Origin of the sequence: Halomonas smyrnensis AAD6, from assembly GCF_000265245.1 — a bacterium.
Taxonomy (GTDB): Bacteria; Pseudomonadota; Gammaproteobacteria; order Pseudomonadales; family Halomonadaceae; genus Halomonas; species Halomonas smyrnensis.
On sequence record NZ_AJKS02000006.1, the window covers coordinates 127,998 to 151,641 of the forward strand.

At 71.2% G+C, this 23,644-nt stretch carries 25 protein-coding genes; 19 read left to right on the top strand and 6 right to left on the bottom strand.

Going from position 1 to position 23,644, the window contains the following annotated elements; all coding sequences use genetic code 11:
- The first annotated feature begins 61 nt into the window (after window positions 1-61).
- From trmJ to der, 14 genes are all read left to right on the top strand, one after another.
- The gene (trmJ, locus tag UYS_RS17200) at window positions 62-844 is read left to right on the top strand and encodes a tRNA (cytosine(32)/uridine(32)-2'-O)-methyltransferase TrmJ (RefSeq protein WP_016855159.1); all 783 of its coding nucleotides are present in this window, start codon (window positions 62-64) and stop codon (window positions 842-844) included.
- 126 nt (window positions 845-970) lie between these two features.
- Window positions 971-1,855: a serine O-acetyltransferase gene (gene cysE, locus UYS_RS0208905; RefSeq protein ID WP_016855160.1), complete on the top strand. Its 885-nt coding sequence runs from the start codon at window positions 971-973 to the stop codon at window positions 1,853-1,855.
- 106 nt (window positions 1,856-1,961) lie between these two features.
- Window positions 1,962-2,432: an Rrf2 family transcriptional regulator gene (locus tag UYS_RS0208910; protein WP_016855161.1), complete on the top strand. Its 471-nt coding sequence runs from the start codon at window positions 1,962-1,964 to the stop codon at window positions 2,430-2,432.
- A gap of 21 nt (window positions 2,433-2,453) precedes the next feature.
- The gene (locus UYS_RS0208915) at window positions 2,454-3,602 is read left to right on the top strand and encodes an aminotransferase class V-fold PLP-dependent enzyme (RefSeq protein WP_016855162.1); all 1,149 of its coding nucleotides are present in this window, start codon (window positions 2,454-2,456) and stop codon (window positions 3,600-3,602) included.
- 61 nt (window positions 3,603-3,663) lie between these two features.
- Window positions 3,664-3,990: a HesB/IscA family protein gene (locus UYS_RS0208920; RefSeq protein WP_016855163.1), complete on the top strand. Its 327-nt coding sequence runs from the start codon at window positions 3,664-3,666 to the stop codon at window positions 3,988-3,990.
- A gap of 166 nt (window positions 3,991-4,156) precedes the next feature.
- Entirely contained in the window at window positions 4,157-4,582 is a 426-nt protein-coding gene (gene ndk, locus UYS_RS0208925; protein ID WP_016855164.1) for a nucleoside-diphosphate kinase, read from the top strand.
- Between the two features lie 169 nt (window positions 4,583-4,751).
- Window positions 4,752-5,879 (top strand): dual-specificity RNA methyltransferase RlmN, encoded by a 1,128-nt coding sequence (rlmN, locus tag UYS_RS0208930; protein ID WP_016855165.1) that lies wholly within the window; start codon window positions 4,752-4,754, stop codon window positions 5,877-5,879.
- A 101-nt stretch (window positions 5,880-5,980) separates the two neighbouring features.
- Window positions 5,981-6,700, top strand: coding sequence for a type IV pilus biogenesis/stability protein PilW (gene pilW, locus UYS_RS0208935; RefSeq protein WP_016855166.1), 720 nt, complete (start codon window positions 5,981-5,983; stop codon window positions 6,698-6,700).
- Window positions 6,701-6,729: 29 nt separating this feature from the next.
- Window positions 6,730-7,695: a RodZ domain-containing protein gene (locus tag UYS_RS0208940; protein WP_016855167.1), complete on the top strand. Its 966-nt coding sequence runs from the start codon at window positions 6,730-6,732 to the stop codon at window positions 7,693-7,695.
- 8 nt (window positions 7,696-7,703) lie between these two features.
- Window positions 7,704-8,819 (top strand): flavodoxin-dependent (E)-4-hydroxy-3-methylbut-2-enyl-diphosphate synthase, encoded by a 1,116-nt coding sequence (ispG, locus tag UYS_RS0208945; protein WP_016855168.1) that lies wholly within the window; start codon window positions 7,704-7,706, stop codon window positions 8,817-8,819.
- Window positions 8,820-8,842: 23 nt separating this feature from the next.
- Window positions 8,843-10,132 (top strand): histidine--tRNA ligase, encoded by a 1,290-nt coding sequence (gene hisS, locus UYS_RS0208950; protein ID WP_016855169.1) that lies wholly within the window; start codon window positions 8,843-8,845, stop codon window positions 10,130-10,132.
- Window positions 10,133-10,160: 28 nt separating this feature from the next.
- Window positions 10,161-10,817 carry a YfgM family protein gene (locus UYS_RS0208955; protein ID WP_016855170.1) on the top strand — a complete coding sequence of 219 codons (657 nt, stop codon included), beginning with the start codon at window positions 10,161-10,163 and terminating at the stop codon, window positions 10,815-10,817.
- Complete coding sequence (gene bamB / locus UYS_RS0208960) at window positions 10,814-11,962, top strand: outer membrane protein assembly factor BamB (protein ID WP_016855171.1); 1,149 nt, start codon at window positions 10,814-10,816, stop codon at window positions 11,960-11,962. Before UYS_RS0208955 ends, bamB begins: the two co-directional genes overlap by 4 nt.
- Window positions 11,959-13,362 (top strand): ribosome biogenesis GTPase Der, encoded by a 1,404-nt coding sequence (gene der, locus UYS_RS0208965; protein WP_016855172.1) that lies wholly within the window; start codon window positions 11,959-11,961, stop codon window positions 13,360-13,362. Before bamB ends, der begins: the two co-directional genes overlap by 4 nt.
- A 220-nt stretch (window positions 13,363-13,582) precedes the next feature.
- Here the strand turns inward: der and UYS_RS0208970 are convergent, their stop codons facing one another.
- A complete protein-coding gene (locus UYS_RS0208970) occupies window positions 13,583-14,467 on the bottom strand; it encodes an ATP-binding protein (protein ID WP_016855173.1) in 885 nt (294 codons plus the stop codon).
- 118 nt (window positions 14,468-14,585) lie between these two features.
- Here UYS_RS0208970 and UYS_RS0208975 point away from each other — a divergent pair, with 118 nt between their 5' ends.
- The gene (locus UYS_RS0208975; RefSeq protein ID WP_016855174.1) at window positions 14,586-15,377 is read left to right on the top strand and encodes a M48 family metallopeptidase; all 792 of its coding nucleotides are present in this window, start codon (window positions 14,586-14,588) and stop codon (window positions 15,375-15,377) included.
- A gap of 119 nt (window positions 15,378-15,496) precedes the next feature.
- Here the strand turns inward: UYS_RS0208975 and aroE are convergent, their stop codons facing one another.
- The 5 genes from aroE to UYS_RS17205 form a co-directional block, all read right to left on the bottom strand.
- The gene (aroE, locus tag UYS_RS0208980) at window positions 15,497-16,309 is read right to left on the bottom strand and encodes a shikimate dehydrogenase (protein ID WP_016855175.1); all 813 of its coding nucleotides are present in this window, start codon (window positions 16,307-16,309) and stop codon (window positions 15,497-15,499) included.
- Window positions 16,306-17,241, bottom strand: coding sequence for an oxygen-dependent coproporphyrinogen oxidase (hemF, locus tag UYS_RS0208985; protein WP_016855176.1), 936 nt, complete (start codon window positions 17,239-17,241; stop codon window positions 16,306-16,308). Before hemF ends, aroE begins: the two co-directional genes overlap by 4 nt.
- A 171-nt stretch (window positions 17,242-17,412) precedes the next feature.
- On the bottom strand, window positions 17,413-17,982 hold the full coding sequence (gene tsaC, locus UYS_RS0208990) for an L-threonylcarbamoyladenylate synthase type 1 TsaC (protein ID WP_026068440.1): 570 nt from the start codon (window positions 17,980-17,982) through the stop codon (window positions 17,413-17,415).
- 38 nt (window positions 17,983-18,020) lie between these two features.
- Window positions 18,021-19,127 (bottom strand): DNA-processing protein DprA, encoded by a 1,107-nt coding sequence (gene dprA, locus UYS_RS0208995; RefSeq protein ID WP_016855178.1) that lies wholly within the window; start codon window positions 19,125-19,127, stop codon window positions 18,021-18,023.
- Window positions 19,128-19,136: 9 nt separating this feature from the next.
- Window positions 19,137-20,225 carry a LysM peptidoglycan-binding domain-containing protein gene (locus UYS_RS17205; protein ID WP_016855179.1) on the bottom strand — a complete coding sequence of 363 codons (1,089 nt, stop codon included), beginning with the start codon at window positions 20,223-20,225 and terminating at the stop codon, window positions 19,137-19,139.
- A 164-nt stretch (window positions 20,226-20,389) separates the two neighbouring features.
- On the opposite strand from UYS_RS17205, the gene def reads away from it, so the two are divergent.
- The 4 genes from def to UYS_RS0209020 all read left to right on the top strand — a co-directional run bounded on the left by def (window position 20,390) and on the right by UYS_RS0209020 (window position 23,620).
- Complete coding sequence (def, locus tag UYS_RS0209005) at window positions 20,390-20,902, top strand: peptide deformylase (RefSeq protein ID WP_016855180.1); 513 nt, start codon at window positions 20,390-20,392, stop codon at window positions 20,900-20,902.
- Between the two features lie 117 nt (window positions 20,903-21,019).
- Entirely contained in the window at window positions 21,020-22,006 is a 987-nt protein-coding gene (fmt, locus tag UYS_RS0209010; protein ID WP_016855181.1) for a methionyl-tRNA formyltransferase, read from the top strand.
- Window positions 22,003-23,343 (top strand): 16S rRNA (cytosine(967)-C(5))-methyltransferase RsmB, encoded by a 1,341-nt coding sequence (gene rsmB, locus UYS_RS0209015; RefSeq protein ID WP_016855182.1) that lies wholly within the window; start codon window positions 22,003-22,005, stop codon window positions 23,341-23,343. The genes fmt and rsmB overlap by 4 nt, the downstream gene beginning before the upstream one ends.
- Window positions 23,344-23,416: 73 nt before the next feature.
- A complete protein-coding gene (locus UYS_RS0209020) occupies window positions 23,417-23,620 on the top strand; it encodes a dodecin (RefSeq protein ID WP_026068441.1) in 204 nt (67 codons plus the stop codon).
- Window positions 23,621-23,644 lie beyond the last annotated feature (24 nt).

Consider the following 23,644-nt stretch of genomic DNA (forward strand, 5'->3'; position numbering starts at 1 on the left):
GCCACGCCATGCTAGACTCTCGCTCCTCCACCATCGACGCAATACCAGGCAGGCTCTCCCCATGCTCGAGCGCATCCGCATCGTCCTGATCGGCACCAGCCATCCCGGCAACATCGGCGGCACCGCCCGCGCCATGCACAACATGGGCCTGGCGGACCTGGCCCTGGTGGCGCCGCGCTGCGAGCCGCTCACCGCCGATACCGTCTCCCGCGCCTCCGGCGCCGATGCGCTGGTCCACGCCGCCCGCACCGTGGAGACCCTGGAGGAGGCGGTCGCCGACTGCACCCTGGTGGTCGGTGCCAGCGCCCGCTCGCGCACCCTGCCCTGGCCGATGATCACGCCCCGCGCGCTGGGCGAGCGGCTGCCCGAGGAGCTGGCCGCCGCGGACGGCCGCGTGGCGCTGGTCTTCGGTCGCGAGGACAGCGGCCTGACCAACGCCGAGCTGCAGCGCTGCCACGCCCACGTGCACATCCCCACCAACCCGGACTTCAGCTCGCTGAACCTGGCCGCGGCGGTGCAGGTGCTGGCCTACGAGTGCCGGCTGACGTGGATGGCACACGGCGAGGCGCCGGCGGAGAAGGACGACGCCCAGCCGCTGGCCAGCCACGAGGAGCTGGAGCACTACTTCACGCACCTCGAGCGCACCCTGATCGCGATCGGCTTCCATGACCCGGCCCAGCCCCGCCAGCTGATGGCGCGGCTGCGTCGCTTCACGCTGCGCGCGCGCCCGGAACGCATGGAGCTCAACATCCTGCGCGGCATCCTCTCGAACACCGAGAAGCTCGCCCGGCCGGAGCAGCCCGCCACCGGCGAGCGTGCCTCGCGCGGGCCCGAGGGCGACTGACGCGATGCCGGGGCGCGGCGGGCCACGGCTTGAAGCCGGCCCGCCGCACCCCCACTATTAACAGGTTACCGCTCTCGTTCGGCCGCTTGCCCCGCAACGCCTGGCTCTTCAACCAAGGACCGCCGCATGTTTCAACGTCTGCGCGAAGACATCAACAGCGTATTCGACCGTGACCCGGCGGCGCGCAACTTCCTGGAAGTGCTCACCAACTATCCCGGACTGCACGCCCTGCTCGTCCATCGGCTCAGCCACCGGCTGTGGCAGAAGAACCTCAAGTGGCTGGCGCGCACCCTGTCGAGCCTGGCGCGCTGGTTCACCGGCATCGAGATCCACCCCGGGGCGACCATCGGCCGGCGCTTCTTCATCGACCACGGCATGGGCGTGGTGATCGGCGAGACCGCCGAGGTCGGCGACGACGTCACCCTCTACCAGGGCGTGACCCTGGGCGGCACCAGCTGGAACAAGGGCAAGCGCCACCCGACCCTGGAGGACGGCGTGATCGTCGGCGCCGGGGCCAAGATCCTCGGCCCGTTCACCGTCGGCGCCGGGGCCAAGGTCGGCTCCAACGCCGTGATCACCAAGGAGGTGCCGACCGGCGCCACCGTGGTCGGCATCCCCGGCAAGGTGGTCAAGCGCGACGAACCCGACACCGTCACCCCGCTCGAGGTCGATCCCGAGCGCCGCGAGGCCATGCGCCGCAAGTTCGGCTTCGACGCCTACGGCGTCAGCCAGGACATGCCGGACCCGGTGGCCCGCTCGATGCAGGCCATGCTCGATCACATGCACGCGGTGGACGAGCGCCTCGAGCGCATGTGCACCACCCTGCGCCACATCGACGCCGGCTTCCGCGACAGCCACCTGCCCGAGCTGCGCGACGAGGACTTCGCCAATATCCTCGCCGACGTCGACAGCTGCTGCGGCCCGCAGCAGGACGACAAGGACGCGGACGAACGGGACGACGCCGACGGCGAGCGGCGGGAGCGCGCCGCCCGCCACCGCCAGAATGGTTGACCGCCATACTCGGGTTTCCCCATAATATTGACCCGATCCGACGCCGCCGGAATCGGCCCGCCTCGCGGCTGGCCGAGCCCCGCGCCGGCCCCGAGGTAATGCCCCCATGCGCCTGACCACCAAGGGACGCTACGCCGTCACCGCCATGCTCGACCTGGCCATGCACGCCGACGAGGGTCCGACCAGCCTCGCCGACATCTCGCGTCGCCAGGAAATCTCGCTGTCCTATCTCGAGCAGCTGTTCGCCCGCCTGCGGCGCGGCGGCCTGGTGGACAGCGTGCGTGGTCCGGGCGGCGGCTACCTGCTGGCGCTGGCGCCGGACGCCATCTCGGTGGCCCGGGTGATCGATGCGGTCAACGAATCGGTGGACGCCACCCGCTGCGGCGGGCTGTCGGACTGTCAGCAGGGCGACACCTGCCTGACCCACCATCTGTGGAACGAGCTGTCCGACCAGATTCACGGCTACCTCGAAGGCGTGACCCTGGGCCAGCTGGCCGGTCGCGAGGCCTTCCAGCGCATCGCCGAACGCCAGCGGCGCCGCCTCGACGACGACCAGATCCCCACCGTCTCGCCCTGAACCCCTTACCGGTCCGATTCCATGAGCGCATCCGTCTACCTCGATTATGCCGCCACCACCCCCGTCGACCCGCGGGTCGCCGAGGTGATGAGCCGCTATCTGACCCTGGAAGGCACCTTCGCCAACCCGGCCTCGCGCAGCCACATGCCCGGCTGGCAGGCCGAACAGGCGGTGGAGAGCGCACGCCGCCAGGTCGCCGACCTGATCGGCGCCGACCCGCGCGAGATCGTCTGGACCAGCGGCGCCACCGAGGCCGACAACCTGGCGCTGACCGGCGTCATGCGTGCCAATCGCGAGCGCGGCCGTCATCTGGTGACCTCCACCATCGAGCACAAGGCCGTGGTCGACACCGCCCATGCGCTCGAGCGGGAAGGCTTCGAGGTGACCTGGCTTGAGCCAGAGCACGACGGCCGCATCACCCCCGAGGCGCTGCGGGGCGCCATGCGCGAGGACACCGTGCTAGTGTCGCTGATGGCGGTGAACAACGAGCTCGGCACCCTCAACGACATCGCCGCGCTGGCCGAGGTCGCCCACGCCGGCGGCGCGGTCTTCCACACCGATGCCGCCCAGGCCACCGGCCGCATCGCCCTCGACGTGGCGGCCCAGGGCATCGACCTGATGTCGCTGTCCGGGCACAAGGCCTACGGCCCCAAGGGGGTCGGCGCGCTCTACGTGAAGCGCGACCCGGACCTGCGCCTCGAGGCGCTGATCCACGGCGGCGGCCACGAGCGCGGCATGCGCTCGGGCACCCTGCCGACCCATCAGATCGCCGGCATGGGCGAGGCCTTCGCCATCGCCGGCCGCGAGGGCGAGGACGACCAGGCCCGCATCACCGCCCTGCGCGACCGCTTCCTGGCCGGCCTCGAAGACCTCGAGGGCGTGCACCGCAACACCGCGATCGCGCACTCGGTGCCCAACATCCTCAACCTGGCCTTCGAGGGCGTCGACGGCGAGTCGCTGCTGATGGCGCTGCGCGAGATCGCGCTGTCCACCGGCTCGGCCTGCAACTCCGCCAGCGTCGAGCCGTCCTATGTCCTGAAGGGCATCGGCGTGCCGCGCCGCCTGGCGCTGGCCTCACTACGCTTCAGCTTCGGCCGCTTCACCACCGAGGCCGACATCGACCGCACCCTGGAGGCCCTGCGCCACGCCCTGACCGGGCTGCGCCGCTGACGGCAGGCACGGCAACGCCGGTCTGCCGTCGACGAACCTCCGATTCCGCAGGAGAACCACAATGGCGACACTTTCGATCACCACCGCCGCCGCCGACCAGATCCGCCGGGTGCTCGACGAGCGCGGCCACGGCCTGGGCCTGCGGGTCTCGGTCAAGCCCAGCGGCTGCTCCGGCTACAGCTACGTGCTCGACTTCGCCGACGAGGCGGCGGGCGACGACATCATCGTCGAGGAGCACGGCGTGAGGGTCTACGTGGCCCCGGACGCGCTGGAAGTGCTCGACGGCAGCGAGGTGGACTACGTCTCGGAGGGGCTCAACCGCTACTTCCGCTTCAACAATCCCAACGTCAAGGACGAGTGCGGCTGCGGCGAAAGCTTCAGCGTCTGAGCCGGCCGCGCGATTGTCCATCGCCGCTCGGGGACGGTATACTCTGCGCCCAATTCGGCGCCCGGCGCCGAGATGACTCTTTACTCCGGCCTCGCGCCACCCCGGCCCTCCCGGGGTGGCGCGAGGCCGTCAACGCTCGTGACGTCCCAGACTGGAGAACGCACCCATGGCTACTGAACGCACCCTGTCCATCATCAAGCCCGATGCCGTCGCCAAGAACGCCATCGGCGAGATCGAGAGCCGCTTCGAGAAGGCCGGCCTGAAGATCGTTGCCGCCAAGATGCTGCAGCTGACCCAGGAGCAGGCCGAAGGCTTCTACGCCGAGCACAGCGAGCGTCCGTTCTTCGGCGCCCTGGTCGGCTTCATGACCTCCGGCCCGGTCGTCGTGCAGGTGCTGGAGGGCGAGAACGCCATCGCCGCCAACCGCGACCTGATGGGCGCCACCAACCCGAAGGAAGCCGAAGCCGGCACCATCCGCGCCGACTTCGCCGAGTCCATCGACGCCAACGCCGTCCACGGTTCCGACTCTCCGGAATCCGCGGCCCGCGAAATCGCGTACTTCTTCGAAGACAGCGAGATCTGCTCCCGCTAAGGGAAGCCGATTCGTCGCGGCGCGCGCGCCTCGATGACCCACGCCGGCCGTTCCCGGCCGGCCTCATGGCCGCCGCGCCCTGAATCGACTCTTCCCCGGGCAGCCTCACTGCCGCGCGGGGGCCTCTACCGGCCCCCGCACCCAGCCCCACCGACGCCGCTGACCGCCCATGACCGACACCACCGCACCCCAACGCTCCAATCTGCTCGGCATGACGCGCGAGGAGATGGAAGCCTTCTTCCTGTCCATCGGCGAGAAGAAGTTCCGCGCCGCCCAGGTGATGAAGTGGATTCACCACGAGGGCTGCGACGACTTCGCGTCCATGACCAACCTGTCCAAGGCGCTGCGCACGCGTCTCGAGGAAGTCGCCGAGATCCGCGGCCCCGGCGTGGTCTACGAGGGCACCTCCAGCGATGGCACCCGCAAGTGGGTGCTGGAAGTGGAGGACGGCAGCTACGTGGAAACCGTGCTGATCCCCGCCGAGAACGGCAAGCGCCGCACCCTGTGTGTCTCGTCCCAGGTCGGCTGCTCGCTGGACTGCAGCTTCTGCTCCACCGGCAAGCAGGGCTTCCAGCGCAACCTCACCGCCGCCGAGATCATCGGCCAGGTGTGGGTCGCCAGCAACAGCTTCGGCCCGCGCAAGGACACCGCCAATCGTCCGGTCACCAACGTGGTGATGATGGGCATGGGCGAACCGCTACTGAATTACGACAACGTCGTGCCGGCCATGAAGCTGATGCTCGACGACAACGGCTACAGCCTCTCCAAGCGCCGCGTCACGCTCTCCACCTCGGGCGTGGTGCCGATGCTCGACCGCCTCGGCGACGAGCTCGACGTGAGCCTGGCCATCTCGCTGCACGCCGCCAACGACGAGCTGCGCAACGAGCTGGTGCCGCTCAACCGCAAGTACGACATCCGTACTCTGCTCGACGCCTGCCAGCGCTACCTGGGCAAGTGCGACGACACCCGCGTGGTGACCATCGAGTACACCCTGATCAAGGACGTCAACGATCAGCAGCAGCACGCCCGGGAGCTCGCCGAGCTGCTCAAGGAGCTGCCGTGCAAGATCAACCTGATCCCGTTCAATCCGTTCCCGCACTCGGGCTACGAGAAGCCGTCGCGCAACCAGACCATGCGTTTCCAGCAGTGGCTGGCCGACCTGGGCTACACCGCCCCGGTCCGCTCCACCCGCGGCGATGACATCGACGCCGCCTGCGGCCAGCTGGTGGGCCGGGTCAAGGATCGCACCAAGCGCCACGCGCGCTACATCCAGTCGATCCAGATCGACGCCGACTGAGCTCCGGGAGCGCCTTGACTTCAACCGGGCACGACGCTTTGATGGTCGGGCCTTTTTCACCAACGGCCGACAGGCCCGTGCCGCCGCCCAGCGAGGATGCCATGACACGCCGCCCGCCCGGTTTCCGACAGTTATCCGTCACCGTCGTCCTGGCGAGCGCCCTCTGGCTGACCGGCTGTGCCACCCAGCCCGGCGCGACCACGCCCGCGGCCGAGAGCGGCGATCCCGTCGCCGCCTATACCCGGCTCGGCACCGCCTACCTGGAGCGCAACAACCTGCCTCGCGCGCTGTCGGCCCTGGACCGCGCCCTGGAGATCGATGCCGATGCCCCCGAGGCGCTGCAGGCCATGGCCATCGTCTACCAGCGCCAGGGCGAGGACGCGCTCGCCGACGAGACCTTCCGGCGGGCGCTCGACGCCGACCCCGACCTGACACGGGCGCGCAACAACTATGCCGCCTTCCTGTATGATCAGGGGCGCATCCGCGAGGCCTGCCACCAGCTCGAGCAGGCCGCCGCCGATACCCAGTACGCCAATCGCGCCCAGCTGTTCACCAACCTTGGCCAGTGCCAGCGACGACTCGGCGACGTCGAGGCCGCCCGCCGCAGCCTGCAGCGGGCCCAGAGCATCGATCCGCGGCGCGCGGACAGCTATCTGCGCCTCGCCCAGCTCGAAGTCGACCAGGGCCGCTACGCGATCGCCGAGCAGCAGCTCGAGAGCTACCTGCGCCTGGCCGGCCCCTCGCCGGCGACGCGGCAGCTGTCGGCGGACCTGGCGGGCGCGCGTGGCGGGCGGTCGGCGGTATCCGGTGACGCACCCTGACCCCGTTTTCCCATGAAGGATGCTACGCCATGAGCGACACCCCTTATTCGGAGCCCGACGTTGCCGCCTCGCCCGGCGAGCTGCTGCGCCGCCAGCGCGAAGCCATGGCGCTGTCGCGCGATGAGGTCGCCGAGGCCCTGAATCTGCGTCCGGCCGTGATCGACGGCCTGGAACGCGACGACTACGAAGAGGTGCCGATCGCCACCTATCGTCGTGGCTACCTGCGCAGCTACGCCAACCTGCTGGGCATCGACCCCGCGCCGGTGCTGGCCGCCTACCGTGCCCGCAGCGGCGGCGAGGAGCAGGAGAGCAAGGTCACCCCCGTGCACGTGGTCAACAAGCCGCCCTCCAAGCTCGGCGCCTGGCTGTTCCGGCTGGCCACCCTGCTGGTGATCGCCGGCATGGTCGGCCTGACCCTGATGTGGTGGCAGAGCCGCGGCGGCAGCGAGCCGCCCACGCCGGGCGACAACGCCCCGGTGGCGGTGGACAGCCTCGACGGCACCACCATCACCGAGGGCGGCGACGCCCCCGGCGACTGGACCCAGGAGGTCGCCACCACCCGCGCCGAGGAGGCCGATGCCGAAACTGACGCCGGCACCGACGCCGCCGACAGCGCGGGCGAGTCCGCCGCCGACGCAGCAGCCGCCGACGGCGACGAGCCGGCCACCGCCGACGCCGACACCGATGTCGCGGCCGACGACAGCAGCGACGCCGACGACGGCCGCGAGACCGCCGCCGAGCCGTCCACAGACCCGGGGGTGCTGGAGCTGACCTTCAACGAGCAGTCCTGGACCGAGATCTTCGACGCCACCGACGCGCGCGTCTTCGTCGGCCTCCAGCAGCCCGGCACCTCGGCCACCGTCGAGGGCGAACCGCCCTTCCGCCTGACCGTCGGCAACGCCACCGGCGTCGAGCTGAGCTGGCGCGGCGAGCCCGTGGACCTGACCACGCGCACCGGCGCCAACAACGTCGCCCGTTTCACTCTGGGAGAATGAGTCCGACCATGCACGCTACATCGCCCATTACCCGTCGCCAGTCACGCCGCATCCATGTCGGCAAGGTGCCGGTCGGCGGCGGCGCCCCCATCTCCGTCCAGAGCATGACCAACACCGACACGCTCGACGTGGCGGCCACCGTGGCACAGATCCGCCAGCTGGAAACGGCCGGCGCCGACATCGTGCGCGTCTCGGTGCCGACCATGGACGCCGCCGAGGCCTTCGGCCGCATCAAGCGCGAGGTCGACGTCCCGCTGGTCGCGGATATCCACTTCGACTACCGCATCGCCCTGCGCGTCGCCGAGCTCGGCGTCGACTGCCTGCGCATCAACCCCGGCAACATCGGCCGCGAGGACCGCGTCCAGGCCGTGGTCAGCGCCGCCCGCGACAACGGCATCCCGATCCGCATCGGCGTCAACGCCGGTTCGCTGGAGAAGGACCTGCAGAAGAAATACGGCGAGCCGACCCCGGAAGCGTTGGTCGAGTCCGCGATGCGCCACATCGACCACCTCGAGCGCCTCGATTTCCCCGACTTCAAGGTCAGCGTCAAGGCCTCCGACGTGTTCATGGCCGTGGCCGCCTACCGCGATCTCGCCGCTCGCATCGAGCAGCCGCTGCACCTCGGCATCACCGAGGCCGGCGGGCTGCGCTCGGGCACCGTCAAGTCGTCCATCGGCCTCGGCATGCTGCTGATGGACGGCATCGGCGACACCATCCGCGTGTCGCTGGCGGCCGATCCGGTCGAGGAGATCAAGGTCGGCTTCGACATGCTTAAGAGCCTGCGCCTGCGGGCCAAGGGCATCAACTTCGTCGCCTGCCCGAGCTGCTCGCGCCAGAACTTCGACGTCATCGGCACCATGAACGAACTCGAGGAACGCCTCGACGACGTGCTCACGCCGCTCGACGTCTCGGTCATCGGCTGCGTCGTCAACGGCCCGGGCGAGGCCAAGGAAAGCGACATCGGCCTGACCGGCGGCAGCCCCGCCAACCTCGTCTACATCGACGGCAAGCCCGCCAGCAAGCTGCGCAACGACCACCTGGTCGACGACCTCGAGCGGATGATCCGCGACAAGGTCCGCGAGAAAGAGCAAGCCGAGCAGGATGTCATCGCCCGGGACGCCTGAGGCGTACCGACAAGGAGCCAGCATTGAGCAAGAAGATCCAGGCCATTCGTGGCATGAACGACCTGCTGCCGGAGCAGTCCCCGCTGTGGCAGTACTTCGAGGGCCAGGTGCGCACCCTCATGAGCCGCTACGGCTATGACGAGATCCGCACCCCCATCGTCGAGCAGACCGCGCTGTTCAAGCGCTCCATCGGCGAGGTCACCGACATCGTCGAGAAGGAGATGTACACCTTCGAGGACCGCAACGGCGACAGCCTGACGCTGCGTCCCGAGGGCACCGCGAGCTGCGTGCGCGCCGCCATGGAGCATGGCCTGCTGCACAACCAGACCCAGCGGCTGTGGTACCAGGGCCCGATGTTCCGCCACGAGCGCCCGCAGAAGGGCCGCTACCGGCAGTTCCATCAGGTCGGCGTGGAGACCTTCGGCCTCGAGGGCCCGGACATCGACGCCGAGCTGATCCTGCTCTCGGCGCGGCTGTGGAAGCAGCTCGGCCTGTTCGAGCACGTCACCCTGGAGCTCAATTCCCTGGGCTCGCCGGAGGCGCGCGCCGCCTACCGCGACACCCTGGTGGCCTACTTCCAGCAGCACCTGGACGTGCTCGACGAGGACTCCCGCCGCCGGCTCGAGACCAACCCGCTGCGCATCCTCGACTCCAAGAACCCGGACATGGCCCCGATGCTGGCCGACGCGCCGCGGCTGATGGACCACCTGGACGAGGAATCGAAGCGGCACTTCGAGCGCCTGACCGCCATGCTCGACGCCGCTGGCATCGCCTATGTGGTCAACCCGCGGCTGGTCCGCGGCCTGGACTACTACTCGCGCACCGTCTTCGAGTGGACCACCACCGCGCTGGGCAGCCAGGGCACGGTGTGCGCCGGCGGCCGCTACGACGGCCTGGTCGAGCAGCTCGGCGGCAAGGCCGTGCCGGCGGTCGGCTTCGCCATGGGCATCGAGCGCCTGATCCTGCTGCTCGACACCCTGGACCTCGTGCCCGACGAGGCCCGCGGCGACCTGGACGTCTACCTGCTGCCGATGAGCGACGCCACCGAGTCGGCCGCCCTGCTGCTGGGCGAGCGCCTGCGCGAGGCGCGGCCCGAGCTCGGCGTGCAGCTGCACTGCGGCGGCGGCAGCTTCAAGAGCCGCATCAAGAAGGCCGACAAGAGCGGCGCCCGCCTGGCCCTGCTGCTGGGCGAGGACGAGCTGGCCGAGAACGCCGTGACGCTGAAGTTCCTGCGCGAGGACCGCGAACAGCAGCGCCTCGACCAGGACGCCCTCGCCGATACCCTCGCCTCCCTGCTGGCAGGCGACGCCTGACGCTCTGGAACCGACAAGGAGACCGCCCGTGGCGGAGATGAGAACGGAAGAAGAACAGGTCGAAGCGATCAAGCGCTGGTGGAAGGAGAACGGCACCTCGCTGATCGCCGGCGCGGCGATCGCCGCCGCCGGGGTCTTCGGCTGGAACGCCTGGCAGGACTACCAGACCGGCCAGGCCGAGGCGGCCTCGGCCACCTACCAGCAGGTGCTGACCCTGAGCAGCCAGGACAGCCTGGACGACGGCGCCCGCCAGCGCATCGACGAGCTGACGACGAGCCTGGTCGAGGATCACGGCGACAGCCTCTACGCCGACCTGGCGCGCCTGATGGACGCCCGCGTGGCCGTGGGCGCCGGCGAGCTGGACGCCGCCGAAGCCACCCTGGAGGCGCTGGTCGCCGAGGGCGACCGCCCCTACCTGCAGGGCGTGGCGCGGTTGCGCCTGGCGCGCCTGCAGCTGGCCGGCGACGACGCCGAGGCGGCGCTGGCGACCCTCGACGGCGACCTGCCGACCCCGCTGGCCGCCCAGCGCGCCGACATCCGCGGCGACGCCCATCTGGCGCTCGGCGACCGCGACGCCGCCCGCGAGGCCTGGCAGGAAGCCCTGAGCCTCTCCGAGACCGGCGACCAGCCGCTCTACGGTGTGCAACTCAAACTGGACGATCTGGGCGTCGAGGAGACCTCATGAGCAAGACCACACTCGCCATCGCCGCCACCGCCGCGCTCGGCCTGCTGACCGGCTGCGCCGGCCAGGTGGAGCCCGAGTATCCGCCCAAGGAGCTCGGCGACACCGCGGGCACCACCAGCGTCGAGACCCTGTGGGAAGGACAGGTCGGCGACGGCATCGGTCAGGGCGGCTATCCGCTGGCCCCGACCCGGGACGGCGACCTGCTGTTCGCCGCCGACCAGAGTGGCCTGGTCGAGGCCATCGACGCCGACAGCGGCGAGCCGCGCTGGCGCATCGAGCTCGATGCCGCCGCCTCCAGCGGCCTCACCGCCGTGGCCGGCCAGGTCTATCTCGGCACCCGCAACGGCGAGGTGCTGGCCCTCGACCAGTCCGACGGCGAGGTGCTGTGGCGCACCCGCGTCAACAGCGAGGTGCTGGCCGCGCCCCAGGCCAACCGCCAGCTGCTGGTGGTGCAGGCCGTGGACGGCAGCGTGACCGCCCTGGACCGCGAAAGCGGCGCCGAGCGCTGGGTCTACAGCGGCAGCCGCCCCGCCCTCACCCTGCGCAACACCGGCACCCCGCGGGTGATCGACCAGGTGACCTTCGCCGGCCTGGCCAACGGCCGCCTGGTCACCCTCGACAACCGCGGCGGCCAGCCGCTGTGGCAGCGCCGCATCGCCGTGCCCGAGGGCCGCAGCGAGATCGAGCGCCTGGTCGACCTGGCCGGCCAGCCGCTGCTGACCCAGGACGGCCGGCTGTTCGTGACCAGCTACAACGGCCGCCTGGCGGCCCTGCAGGCCACCACCGGCGAGATCCTCTGGGCCCGCGACATCTCCAGCTATCGCAGCCCGGTCATGGTCGGCGACTTCCTGTTCGTGGTCGACGAGGCCAGTCACGTGATCGCGCTCAACGCCGCCAGCGGCGAGACCCTGTGGCGGCTCGACGAGCTCGAGGGCCGCGAGCTGACCGACCCCGCCTTCGCCGACGGCCGCCTGGTGGTCGGCGACTTCGAGGGCTACCTTCACCTGATCGACGCCCGCGAAGGCGGCCTGGTCGGTCGCACCGAGATCGACGACGCCATCAGCGTGGCCCCGCTCACCGACGGCAAGCGCATCTACGCCCTGGCCGACGACGGCAGCCTCGAGGCCCTGGAACTGCAACCATGAATCCCGTGATCGCACTGGTCGGCCGCCCCAATGTGGGCAAGTCGACCCTCTTCAACCGCCTGACGCGCACCCGCGACGCCCTGGTGGCCGACTTCCCGGGCCTGACCCGGGATCGCAAGTACGGCAACGGCGCGCTGGGCGGCAAGGCCTATACGGTGATCGACACCGGCGGCATCAGCGGCGACGAGGAAGGCATCGACGCGGCCATGGCCGAGCAGTCGCTGCAGGCCATCGACGAGGCCGACATCGTGCTGTTCCTGGTCGACGGCCGCAGCGGGTTGAACGTGGCCGATGAAGCCATCGCCAACCACCTGCGCATCAACCAGAAGAAGACCTGGCTGGTGGTCAACAAGACCGACGGCCTGGAAGAGCACTCCGCCATGGCGGACTTCTGGCAGCTCGGCCTCGGCGATCCGCATCCGATCGCCGCCGCCCACGGCCGCAACGTCACCGCGCTGATCGACGAGGTGCTCACGCCCTTCCCCGAGCGCGACGCCGACATCCCGCTCGACACCGGCACCAAGGGCATCCGCATCGGCGTGATCGGCCGCCCCAACGTCGGCAAGTCGACGCTGGTCAATCGCCTGCTCGGCGAGGAGCGGGTGGTGGTCTTCGACGAGGCGGGCACCACCCGCGACGCCATCGAGATTCCCTTCGAGCGGCGCGGCGAGCCCTACGTGCTGGTCGACACCGCCGGCGTGCGGCGGCGCAAGAACGTCAGCCAGACCGCCGAGAAGTTCTCGATCATCAAGACCCTTGAGGCGATCAAGGAGTGCCATGTCGCCATCATGGTGCTCGACGCCCGCTCGGGGCTGGTGGAACAGGACCTGCACCTGCTCGACTACGTGCTGACCAGCGGCCGCGCTCTGGTGCTGGCGGTCAACAAGTGGGACGGCCTGGAGAGCGAGGCCAAGGACAAGATGCGCGCCCAGATCAAGCGCCGCCTGGGCTTCGCCGACTACGCCGACCTGCACTTCATCTCGGCGCTGCACGGCACCGCGGTGGGCGATCTCTACCCGTCCATCGAGCGCGCCTTCGCCTCGGCCAACAGCCACTGGTCGACCAACCGCCTGACCAACATCCTGCACGACGCCGTGGAGCAGCATCCGGCGCCGATGATCCATGGCCGCCGCATCAAGCTGCGCATGGCCCACCAGGGCGGCAGCAACCCGCCGATCATCGTCGTGCACGGCAACCAGACCGAATCGCTGTCCGAGGCCTACAAGCGCTACCTGACCAACACCTTCCGCAAGGTGCTCAAGGTCCGCGGCACGCCGATGCGCTTCGAGTTCCGCTCGGGCAAGAACCCCTACGACCACATGGCCGGCGCCAGCGACCGCGAGAAGGCCAAGAAGCGCGAGCTCGACCGCACCAAGGAATCGCGCCGCGGTCGTCGCTGACGTCGCCCGACGACGACAGGCAGCGTCGCCATCCGTCGACGCTCGACGCGCGGGCGAATCTCGCCGATAGCACGCTCGCCCATAGCGCAGACCGCCGGCCCTCGGGCCGGCGGTCTGCGTCTGTCACCCCGAGGCGGTCGCCGCTGCTCGACCTGGCCCGGCAGATGGCCCGCACCGGCGACCTGCCGCAGGGCAGCGAGCTGGCGATCACGCCGGGCGATCAGCTCTGGTTATCGGAACCCTGATCGTAGAGGCGCTGGCGGCCGATCCACTGGCAGGCGAACTGCCAGGCCACCCGGCCACTGCGTCCGCCGCGCAGGGTGGCGTAGCGCACCGCCTCGGCCCGCGCCTCGTCGCTCCAGTCGTCCGCCTCGCCGAGGCGCCGCGTCCAGTGCTCGCAGGCCTCGAGGTAGGCGTCCTGGGAGAACGGATGGAAGGCCAGCCATAGCCCGAAGCGGTCGGACAGCGAGATCTTCTCCTCGACGGCGTCGCCGTGGTGGAGCTCCTCGCCGACCAGGCGGGTGGCGTCGTTGTCGGCCATCGACTCCGGCAGCAGGTGGCGGCGGTTGGAGGTGGCGTAGAGCAGCACGTTCTCGGGCGGGCCGGTCAGGGTGCCGTCGAGCACGCTCTTCAGCGCCTTGTAGGCATCGTCGTTCTGCTCGAAGGAGAGATCGTCGCAATAGACCACGAAGCGGTGCGGCAGGTGGCGCAGCTGGGCCACCAGCGACGGCAGCGCGCCGAGATCGTGGCGATCCACCTGCACCAGCCGCAGCCCCTCGCCGCCCAGGCCATTGAGCAGCGCCCGTACCAGCGACGACTTGCCGCTGCCCCGGGCGCCCCACAGCAGCGCGTGGTTGGCCGGATGACCGCGCAGGAAGGCGCGGGTATTGTCGACCAGCTGGCGCTTCTGGCGCTCGATGCCGAGCAGGTCGTCGAGGGCCAGGGCGTCGCGCGGCGGCACCGGCACCAGCCGCCCGCCCAGGGCGTGGCGCTCCCACAGCGCGGCCACGTCGCGCGTCCAGTCGACCGCCTCGGCGGCCGGCGGCAGCCAGGGCTCGACGCGAGCCAGCAGCGACAGCAGGCGCTGCGACAATTCATCGTCCATGAGCGTCCTCCATGATGGCGGGTTTTGTGGTTGATCTTGCAGGCGTGGGGGGTATCTTGTGGCGAACCCTTATTCGCCGTCCAGTGGCCCTGCCACGGCCGGCCCCAGGAGGACTCCGATGCGCTGGATTCACTGTCTCGCCGTGGGCACGCTCAGCGTCGCCCTGGCCGCCTGCACCACCTCACCCACCGGGCGCTCGCAGCTGACCCTGATGTCAGACGATCAGCTCGACCAGATGGGCGCCCAGGCCTTCGCCCAGTATCAGCAGGACCGTACCACCGTGGACGGCGCCCCTTACCGGCTCGCGCAATGCATCACCCGGGAGATCGTCGCCACCCTGCCGGCCGAGCTGCAGCAGGAGAACTGGCAGGTGCGGGTGTTCGAGGACGACTCGGCCAACGCCTTCGCGCTGCCCGGCGGCTACGTGGGCGTGAACACCGGGCTGCTCGAGATCACCGAGAATCAGGACCAGCTGGCCGCGGTCATCGGCCACGAGATCGGCCACGTGCTGGCCCACCACGCCAACGAGCGCGCCTCGACCCAGAGCGCCACCAACCTCGGCCTCTCGGTGCTGTCCTCGGCCGCCGGCCTGGAAGGCGCCGGCGGTGAGCAGGTGATGGCGGCGCTGGGCATGGGCGCCCAGTACGGCATCCTGCTGCCCTTCTCGCGCAGCCACGAGAGCGAGGCCGACACCATCGGCCTGAAGCTGATGGCCGATGCCGGCTTCGACCCGCGGGCCAGCGTCGCGCTGTGGCAGAACATGGCCAACGCCGGCGGCGGCCAGCCGCCGGAGTGGATGTCCACCCACCCCAGCCACGGAAACCGCATCTCGGGGCTCGAGTCCGGCATGGACGAGGCGCTGCAGCGCTATCGCCAGGCCGGGCGGGCGCCGAACTGCGGACAGCCCTGAGCTTGTAGACAGCCCTGAGCGGATAGAGAGCCCTGAGTCAGCCCCCTTATCGAGCCACATATAAAAACGCCCCGAGCCGTCGTCCGGCTCGGGGCGTTCTTGATCGCGGCATGGTGGCGCTACAGCGCCCGGCGCAGCGCCTCCAGCAGCGGGGCCACGTCCGGGCGTACCCCGCGCCACAGAGAGAAGGACTCGGCCGCCTGGCCCACCAGCATGCCCAGGCCGTCGATGGTGGCCGCGCCGCGCTCGGCGGCCCAGCGCAGGAAGACCGTCGGCTCGGCGCCGTACATCATGTCATAGGCGGTGGCGCCGGGGGCGAACAGGTCGTTCGGCAGCGGCGGCAGGTCGCCGCCGAGGCTGGCGCTGGTGCCGTTGACCACCACGTCGAAGGGGCCTTCCACCGATTCGAAGCCGCCGCCGCTCACCCGGCCCAGATCCGCGAAGTCTGCGGCCAGGCCGGCGGCCTTGCCGGCGGTGCGATTGGCGATGTGCAGGCTCGCCGGGGCCTCGGCGAGCAGCGGTTCCAGCACGCCGCGCACCGCACCGCCGGCGCCAAGCACCAGGATGCGCGCGCCGGCAAGCGTCACCCCGCGGCGCTTGAGGTCGCCGACCAGACCGGCGCCGTCGGTGGTGTCGCCCCGGGTGCGGCCGTCGGCCTCGAGGATCAGGGTGTTCACCGCGCCGGCGCGCTCGGCCCGGGGGGTGAGCGCGTCGCACAGCCGGTAGGCCGTTTCCTTGAACGGCACGGTGACATTGGCGCCGCGCCCGCCCGCCTCGACGAAGGCCCGCCAGGCGCCGGCGAAGTCGTCCAGCGGCGCCTCGATGGCGGTGTATTCGAGCGCCTCGCCGGTCTGCTCGGCGAAGGCGGCGTGGATGGCCGGTGACTTCGAGTGGCCGATCGGGTGGCCGAAGACGCAGTAGCGGTCCGTCATGCCGGGTTCTCCTTGTCCTGCTCGCCCAGCCAGTCCCTGGGCGCCAGGTAGTTGTCGTAGAGGTCCGCCTCGGGGCTGCCGGCTTCCGGCGTCCAGGCATATTCCCAGCGCGCCAGCGGCGGCATAGACATCAGGATCGATTCGGTGCGCCCGCCGCTCTGCAGGCCGAACAGGGTGCCGCGGTCCCAGACCAGGTTGAACTCCACGTAGCGGCCGCGGCGGTAGAGCTGGAAGTCGCGCTCGCGCTGGCCATAGGCGGTCTCGCGGCGGCGCCGGACGATCGGCAGGTAGGCCTCGAGGAAGCTGTCGCCGACCGCGCGCTGGAAGGCGAAGCAGTCGTCGAAGCCGCCCTCGTTGAGGTCGTCGAAGAACAGCCCGCCGACGCCGCGGGTCTCGTCGCGGTGCTTGAGAGTGAAGTAGTCGTCGCACCAGGCCTTGTAGCGCGGGTAGACGTCGTCGCCGAAGGGCGCGCAGGCGTCCCGGGCCACCCGGTGCCAGTGGCGCACGTCCTCGAGCACCGGGTAGAAGGGCGTCAGGTCGTAGCCGCCGCCGAACCACCACACCGGGTCTTCGCCTTCCTTCTCGGCGATCAGGAAGCGCACGTTGCCGTGGCTGGTGGGCACGTGGGGATTGGTCGGGTGCAGCACCCAGGACACGCCCACCGCGTGGAAGCCGCGACCGGCGAGCTCGGGCCGGGCGGCGGTGGCCGAGGGCGGCAGGGTCGCGCCATGCACGTGGGAGAAGTTGACGCCGCCCTTCTCGAACACGGCGCCGTCTTCGATCACCCGCGAGCGGCCGCCGCCGCCCTCGGCGCGCTCCCAGGCGTCCTCGCGGAAGGTCGCCTGGCCGTCCTCGGCGGCCAGCGCCTCGCACAGCCGGTCCTGAAGGTCGAGCAGATAGGTCTTCACGGGGTCGAGATGGGCGTAGGCCACGGGGCCTCCTTGTATTGAGCGGCGAAAACGGAATAGGAGCCTTCCCGGCGCCAAGCCTGTGCGAGGGCGCTATGAACCCTTCCCTGGGCGCTACTTTGGCCATCCATGGCCAAAAACCCCTCGCGCCGGCTTGTCCCCGGCGCTCATTCACCGGATATCTCCAGCGACCTCTCAGTCGCGCAGCACGCGGCCGGTGACCAGGTCGCGGATGGTGCTGGGGCGGTCGTGGCCGCCCAGGGGGCCGTCGAGCACGGCATCGAGCTCGCCGCCGGGCCCTTCACCAAAGACGGCATGGATCTCGTCGGCGCTCATCGCCGAGGGCTCGCCGGCGCGGTTGGCAGACGTCGAGACGATGGGGCCGCCGAAGGCACGGCACAGGGCGGCGACCAGGGGGTGGTCGCTGATCCTGAGCGCCACCCGGTCGTGCTCGCCGCGCACCAGCGGGTGCGCCCGGCCATTGTCCGGCACCAGCCAGGTGGTCGGCGTGTCGCGGGGCTCGGCGAGGGCCTGCCGGCGGGCGTCGTCGAGCCCCTCCAGCCAGGGCGCCAGCTGGGCGATATCCGCGGCCACCAGGATCACGCCCTTGGCCGGGTCGCGGCGCTTGAGGTCCAAGAGCCGGGTCAGGGCGGTGGCATCGTCGGGGTCGCAGCCGAGGCCCCAGACGGCCTCGGTGGGATAGGCGATCACGCCGCCGGCGCGCAGGGCGGCCACGGCGGCGGCGAGGGAGGTTTCCTGGGTCATGATGGAGGATCCGGCGGTGTCCGACATGGGCCGGGATTCTACCACGCTCCCCCGGGGCCCGGCAGGCGCACCCAGCCGCCGGCGGCGGGGCCGGCGCGCCCCTCCAGCTCGAGGGCCAGCAGCCGGCGCTGGCACTCGGCCACCGACAGTCCGGTGAGGTTCACCAGGGCATCCACCGGCGTCGGGGTATCGCTGAGCCAGGCCAGCAGCGGGTCGTCGGCGCCCGCGGCGGCCGCCGGCTCGGCTCGCACGGGCGGTGGCTCCATCGGCGCGCTCCAGGCCGGCAGCTCGGCGAGGATGTCGTCGACGTCGCGCACCAGCACCGCGCCGTCGCGCAGCAGCCCCAGGCAGCCGCGCGCTTGGGGGTTGTGGATCGAGCCCGGCACGGCGAACACCTCGCGGCTCTGCTCGCCGGCCAGCCGGGCGCTGACCAGCGAGCCGCTGCGCTCGGCGGCCTCCACCACCAGCACGCCGCGGGACAGCCCGGTGACGATGCGATTGCGGCGCGGGAAGAAGGCCGGGTGGGGCCTGGTGCCGGGCGGATGCTCGGACAGCAGCAAGCCGCCCGGCCCGCGCAGCCGCTCGTGCAGGGCGCGGTGGCGGGCCGGATAGATGACGTCCACCCCGCCGCCGAGCACCGCCACGCTGCGCCCGCCGGCCTCCAGCGCCGCCTGCTGGGCGGCACCGTCGATGCCCAGCGCCATGCCGCTGACCACGCCCCAGCCGCGTTCGGCCAGCGCCCGGGCGAAGCCGGCGGCGTTGGCGAGCCCCTCCCGGGTCGGCTTGCGGGTGCCGACCATGGCCAGCCGCGGCGGCGCCAGCGCGCCGAGATCGCCCCAGGCCCACAGCACCGGCGGCGGATCGGCGATCTGGGCCAGTGGCGCCGGCCAGTCGGGATGATCGGGATGCAGCAGCGCCCGGTCGGGGGCCTGGGCGAGCCAGGCCTCGTCGGCGTCGAGCGAGGCCGTCAGCGGGCTCCTGGCGGGATGGTCGAGCCACAGTCGCAGGGCCTTGGCCGCCGGGGCCGGCATCACCGCCAGCCAGCCCTCGGGCCAGGCCGGGGCGCGGGCGGCGAGTTCGGCCAGCCCCGCGGTCCCGAGGCCGGGCAGGCGCGACAGCAGCAGCCACTCTCTGGCCATCGGCATGGTGGTGGCCTAGCGCTGCGCCGTGTCCAGCCCGGCGCCCGGGGTGTGCAGGCGATCGCCCACCGCCAGGGTGCGCGAGGCCTGCATCACCAGGCCGTAGCTCATCTTGTCGTAGGGCCGCACGACCATCACCAGGCCGGCGCCCTCGCCGGGCAGGCGCAGCATCTCGCCGGTCCGCGGGTCGCTGACCAGCTCGCCGCGCTGCTCCACCGCCAGCACGTGGCCGGGCGCCAGGCCGTCGCGGGTGCCGCGGTCCAGCGCGACCATCTGCAGCCGACCGATGAAGCGCACGCCGCCGGGCACCGACAGGATGCGGCCGTCGACCCGACGCTCCGGCGCCCGCGGCTGGAACGCGGTGACCAGGCCGCGGTCTTCCAGCGGCAGGAGGATGTCGCCGTTGCGGATCTCCTGGCTGGCCTTGGTGGCCTCGAGCACCGCGATGTCGTCCTCCTGGCGCCTCTGGCGGGCCTCGCCCACGCTCTCGAGCTCGAGGCCCAGCGCCTCGCCCGTGGCCTCGTCGAGGTAGCGCTCGCCGGGGCGATAGATGCCGACGCGGCCGCCGGCCGGCACCTCGCCGCGGGCATAGAAGCGATCGCCGGCGCCGCTGATCAGCCGCCGGTCGTCGCCGCCCACCACGTAGGCCAGCTCGGCGAGGGTCTCGGGATCGTCGATGACCCGGTGCTCGCGGGTGAACAGGCGCACCGCCTCCAGCGGAATCGGTTCGATGGCCTCGCGCCGCGGCACGGTGCGCATCTCGGGCGACAGGCGCACCACGCCCTGGCCGCGCTCCAGCCCCAGGCAGGGCCGTCCGCCGCAGTCATGCAGGGTGACGATGTCGCCGGGATAGATCAGATGCGGGTTCTCGATCTGGGGATTGGCCTGCCACACCTCGGGCCACTGCCAGGGGTGCTGCAGGAAGCGGCCGGAGATGCCCCACAGGGTATCGCCCCGCACCACGGTATAGCGATCCGGGGCGTCGTCCCGCAGCCCGTCGTCCCAGGTCAGCCCCTGCGCCTGGACGGCACCGACCGTCGTCACGCCCAGCGCCAGTGCCCCCAGCCAGCGCTTCACGAGCCCGCTGCGTCCGATCTGCTTCATTCCCTTGCTCCCTGGCCGATGATCGCGGCGGCACCGGGAACCTCGCCATCGTGGTATAGTCTGATGCTATTGATGCGATGCGCGAAGCGCGGTTTCCCGGCACGCCGCAGGCTTCTAGAATAGTCGTGATTTCCGAATGACAGCACAACGGTGACACCAACGCCATGGCCAAACTCCCCATTCTCGAATTCCCCGACGAGCGGCTCCGCACCAAGGCGGCCCCGGTCGAGACGGTCGACGACGAGGTGCGCCAGCTGGTCGACGACATGCTCGAGACCATGTATGCCGCCCCCGGCATCGGCCTGGCGGCGACGCAGGTGGATGCGCATCGTCGGGTCATCGTGATCGACGTCAGCGAGGATCAGAGCACGCCGCTGGTGCTGATCAACCCCGAGTACACCCCGATCGGCGAGGAGCGCGAGCCGATGCAGGAGGGCTGCCTGTCGGTGCCCGAGTACTACGCCGAAGTGCCACGGGCGCTGAAGGTCCGGCTCAAGGCGCTGGATCGCGACGGCCAGCCCTACGAGCTGGAGGCCGACGGCCTGCTGGCCCACTGCATCCAGCACGAATACGACCACCTCGAGGGCGTGCTGTTCGTCGACTACCTCTCGCCGCTCAAGCGCGACCGGGTGATGAAGAAGATGCAGAAGCGCCACCGGCTGACCCAGCCGGCCTGAGCCGCCTCGACGCCCTTCGCGACGTGAAGGCCGGTGCCCGGATGGGCGCCGGCCTTCGTCGTTTGGGCCCGGCTCCGTTATCATGGGCGGCATTCATTCCGGCAAGGCCCCGAACCCATGTCCCGACCCCTGCGCGTCATCTTCGCCGGCACGCCCGACTTCGCCGCCGAGAGCCTGGCGGCGTTGCTGGCGAGCTCCCATCGCGTCGTCGCCGTCTATACCCAGCCCGACCGCCCCGCCGGCCGCGGCCGCAAGCTCACCCCGAGCCCGGTCAAGGCACTGGCCCAGGAGCACGGGCTGCCGGTCTACCAGCCGGCCTCGCTGAAGACGCCCGAGGCCCAGTCCGAGCTGGCCGCCCTCGAGGCCGACATCATGGTAGTGGTGGCCTACGGCCTGATCCTGCCCAAGGCGGTGCTCGACACCCCGCGCCTCGGCTGCATCAACGTCCACGCCTCGCTGCTGCCGCGCTGGCGCGGCGCCGCGCCCATCCAGCGCGCCATCGAGGCCGGCGACGCCGAGAGCGGCGTGACCATCATGCAGATGGACGAAGGGCTCGACACCGGCGCCATGCTGCGCATCGCCCGCACCCCGATCACCGCCGCCACCACCGGCGGCACGCTGCACGACGCCCTGGCCGCCCAGGGCGGGCGAGCCATGGTCGAGACGCTGGACGCCCTGGCCGGCGACGGCCTCGCGGCCACGCCCCAGCCCGAGGACGACGTCACCTACGCCGCCAAGCTGTCCAAGGCCGAGGCCGAGCTGGACTTCCGCGAGGACGCCGAGGCCCTGGCCGCACGCATCCGTGCCTTCAATCCCTGGCCGGTGGCCTGGTGCGCGCTGGGCGACGACCGCCTGCGCCTGCTGATGGCCGAGGCCCACCCCACCCCCGGCAGCGAGAGCGCCGAACCCGGCACCCTGCTGCCCCATGACGACGACGCCCTGCGCATCGCCTGCGGCGAGCGCGGCGACCGGGTCCTTCGCGTGACCCGGGCCCAGCTGCCCGGCGGCAAGCCCCTCGACGTGCGCGAGCTGCTCAAGGCTCGCGCGGAGCGCTTCGCGCCCGGCAGCCGCCTGGGCCGGCCGAACCAGGAGACATCCGCATGAACCAGCCGCGCCATTCCTCCCGCTCTCCCGACAACGGCCAGGCGGTGCGCGCCGCGGCCGCCCGCGCCCTGGTGCCGGTGATCACCGGCCGCGGCTCGCTCAGCAGCCTCGACGACCATCAGGTGGTGTCGCGTGACCGCGGCCTGTTCAAGGAGCTGTGCTTCGGCAGCTGCCGCGCCCTGTGCCGCCTCGAGGCGCTCGCCGGCAAGCTGCTGGACAAGCCGTTCAAGACCCGCGATGCCGACGTCCAGGCGCTGCTGCTGGTGGGCATCTACCAGCTGCTCTACATGCGTATCCCGCCCCACGCCGCGGTGGGCGAGACCGCCGGCGCCGCGCGGCTGATCAACAAGCCCTGGGCCACCCGGGTGCTCAACGGCTGCCTGCGCCGCCTGCAGCGCGAGGCCGGCCCCCTGCAGGCCGAGGTCGACCGCGACCCGGCGGTGGCGCTGCTGCATCCGAAGTGGTGGCTGAAGGCCTTCCGCCAGGCCTGGCCGGACGACTGGCGGGCGATCTGCGAGGCCAACAACCTGCCGGGACCGATGACGCTGCGTGTCAACCGCCGCCACGGCGACCGCGAGAGCTACCTCGAGCACCTCGATGCGCCGGACATCGGCGCCCGCCTGTGCCTGCACTCGCCCGAGGGCCTGACCCTCGACGAGCCCTGCGACGTCGGCCAGCTGCCCGGCTTCAAGGAAGGCCTGGTCAGCGTGCAGGACGAGGCGGCCCAGCTGGCCGCCGAGCTGCTCGGCCCGACGCTCGCCCCGCGCCCCGGTGCCCGGGTGCTGGACGCCTGCTGCGCGCCGGGCGGCAAGACCGCCCACCTGCTCGAGCTGTTCGACGTCGACCTGCAGGCCATCGACAGCGACGACACCCGCCTCGCGCGGGTCGAGGACACCCTGTCGCGGCTCGGCCTGGAGGCCGACCTGGCCCACGGCGACGCCACCCGGCGCGACTGGTGGGACGGCACGCCCTTCGACGCCGTGCTGCTCGACGCCCCCTGCTCCGGCAGCGGCGTGATCCGCCGCCATCCGGACATCAAGCGCCTGCGCCGCCACTCGGACATCGCCAAGCTGGCCGAGCTCCAGGCCCGGCTGCTCGACAACCTCTGGCCGCTGCTGGCGCCGGGCGGCACCCTGCTCTACGCCACCTGCTCGGTGCTGCCCGAGGAGAACGCCGACCAGGTCGCCGCCTTCCTCGCCCGCACGCCGGACGCCGAGGCGACCACCCCGGAAGGCGTGGCCTGGGGCCGCCCCGCCGGCGCCGGCCGCCAGCTGCTGCCGAGCGCCGACAGCCATGACGGCTTCTTCTATGCCAGACTGAGGAAGCGGGCCGACTGAGCGGCCCGAGGATGCCGGCCGGACCGCCCGCGCCGGCATGCGTGCCATTTCCCCGCTGCCAGAGGACGACACCATGAACCACACCTACAAGCACATCGAGCTGACCGGCAGCTCCGAGACCAGCATCGAGGATGCCGTGCAGGGCGCGCTGACCAAGGCCTCGGAGAGCCTGCACGGCATGCGCTGGTTCGAGGTCATCGACACCCGCGGCCACATCGAGCACGGCCGGGTGGCCCACTGGCAGGTCACGATCAAGGTCGGCTTCACCCTGGACTGAGCGCCATTCGACCCTGTTCATCCC

Bases quoted from the DNA above. Each gene is read 5' to 3' on its own strand.
- trmJ (WP_016855159.1), top strand. From the start codon at position 62: ATGCTCGAGCGCATCCGCATCGTCCTGATCGGCACCAGCCATCCCGGC.
- cysE (WP_016855160.1), top strand. From the start codon at position 971: ATGTTTCAACGTCTGCGCGAAGACATCAACAGCGTATTCGACCGTGAC.
- UYS_RS0208910 (WP_016855161.1), top strand. From the start codon at position 1,962: ATGCGCCTGACCACCAAGGGACGCTACGCCGTCACCGCCATGCTCGAC.
- UYS_RS0208915 (WP_016855162.1), top strand. From the start codon at position 2,454: ATGAGCGCATCCGTCTACCTCGATTATGCCGCCACCACCCCCGTCGAC.
- UYS_RS0208920 (WP_016855163.1), top strand. From the start codon at position 3,664: ATGGCGACACTTTCGATCACCACCGCCGCCGCCGACCAGATCCGCCGG.
- ndk (WP_016855164.1), top strand. From the start codon at position 4,157: ATGGCTACTGAACGCACCCTGTCCATCATCAAGCCCGATGCCGTCGCC.
- rlmN (WP_016855165.1), top strand. From the start codon at position 4,752: ATGACCGACACCACCGCACCCCAACGCTCCAATCTGCTCGGCATGACG.
- pilW (WP_016855166.1), top strand. From the start codon at position 5,981: ATGACACGCCGCCCGCCCGGTTTCCGACAGTTATCCGTCACCGTCGTC.
- UYS_RS0208940 (WP_016855167.1), top strand. From the start codon at position 6,730: ATGAGCGACACCCCTTATTCGGAGCCCGACGTTGCCGCCTCGCCCGGC.
- ispG (WP_016855168.1), top strand. From the start codon at position 7,704: ATGCACGCTACATCGCCCATTACCCGTCGCCAGTCACGCCGCATCCAT.
- bamB (WP_016855171.1), top strand. From the start codon at position 10,814: ATGAGCAAGACCACACTCGCCATCGCCGCCACCGCCGCGCTCGGCCTG.
- der (WP_016855172.1), top strand. From the start codon at position 11,959: ATGAATCCCGTGATCGCACTGGTCGGCCGCCCCAATGTGGGCAAGTCG.
- UYS_RS0208970 (WP_016855173.1), bottom strand. From the start codon at position 14,467: ATGGACGATGAATTGTCGCAGCGCCTGCTGTCGCTGCTGGCTCGCGTC.
- UYS_RS0208975 (WP_016855174.1), top strand. From the start codon at position 14,586: ATGCGCTGGATTCACTGTCTCGCCGTGGGCACGCTCAGCGTCGCCCTG.
- aroE (WP_016855175.1), bottom strand. From the start codon at position 16,309: ATGACGGACCGCTACTGCGTCTTCGGCCACCCGATCGGCCACTCGAAG.
- tsaC (WP_026068440.1), bottom strand. From the start codon at position 17,982: ATGACCCAGGAAACCTCCCTCGCCGCCGCCGTGGCCGCCCTGCGCGCC.
- dprA (WP_016855178.1), bottom strand. From the start codon at position 19,127: ATGCCGATGGCCAGAGAGTGGCTGCTGCTGTCGCGCCTGCCCGGCCTC.
- UYS_RS17205 (WP_016855179.1), bottom strand. From the start codon at position 20,225: ATGAAGCAGATCGGACGCAGCGGGCTCGTGAAGCGCTGGCTGGGGGCA.
- def (WP_016855180.1), top strand. From the start codon at position 20,390: ATGGCCAAACTCCCCATTCTCGAATTCCCCGACGAGCGGCTCCGCACC.
- fmt (WP_016855181.1), top strand. From the start codon at position 21,020: ATGTCCCGACCCCTGCGCGTCATCTTCGCCGGCACGCCCGACTTCGCC.
- rsmB (WP_016855182.1), top strand. From the start codon at position 22,003: ATGAACCAGCCGCGCCATTCCTCCCGCTCTCCCGACAACGGCCAGGCG.
- UYS_RS0209020 (WP_026068441.1), top strand. From the start codon at position 23,417: ATGAACCACACCTACAAGCACATCGAGCTGACCGGCAGCTCCGAGACC.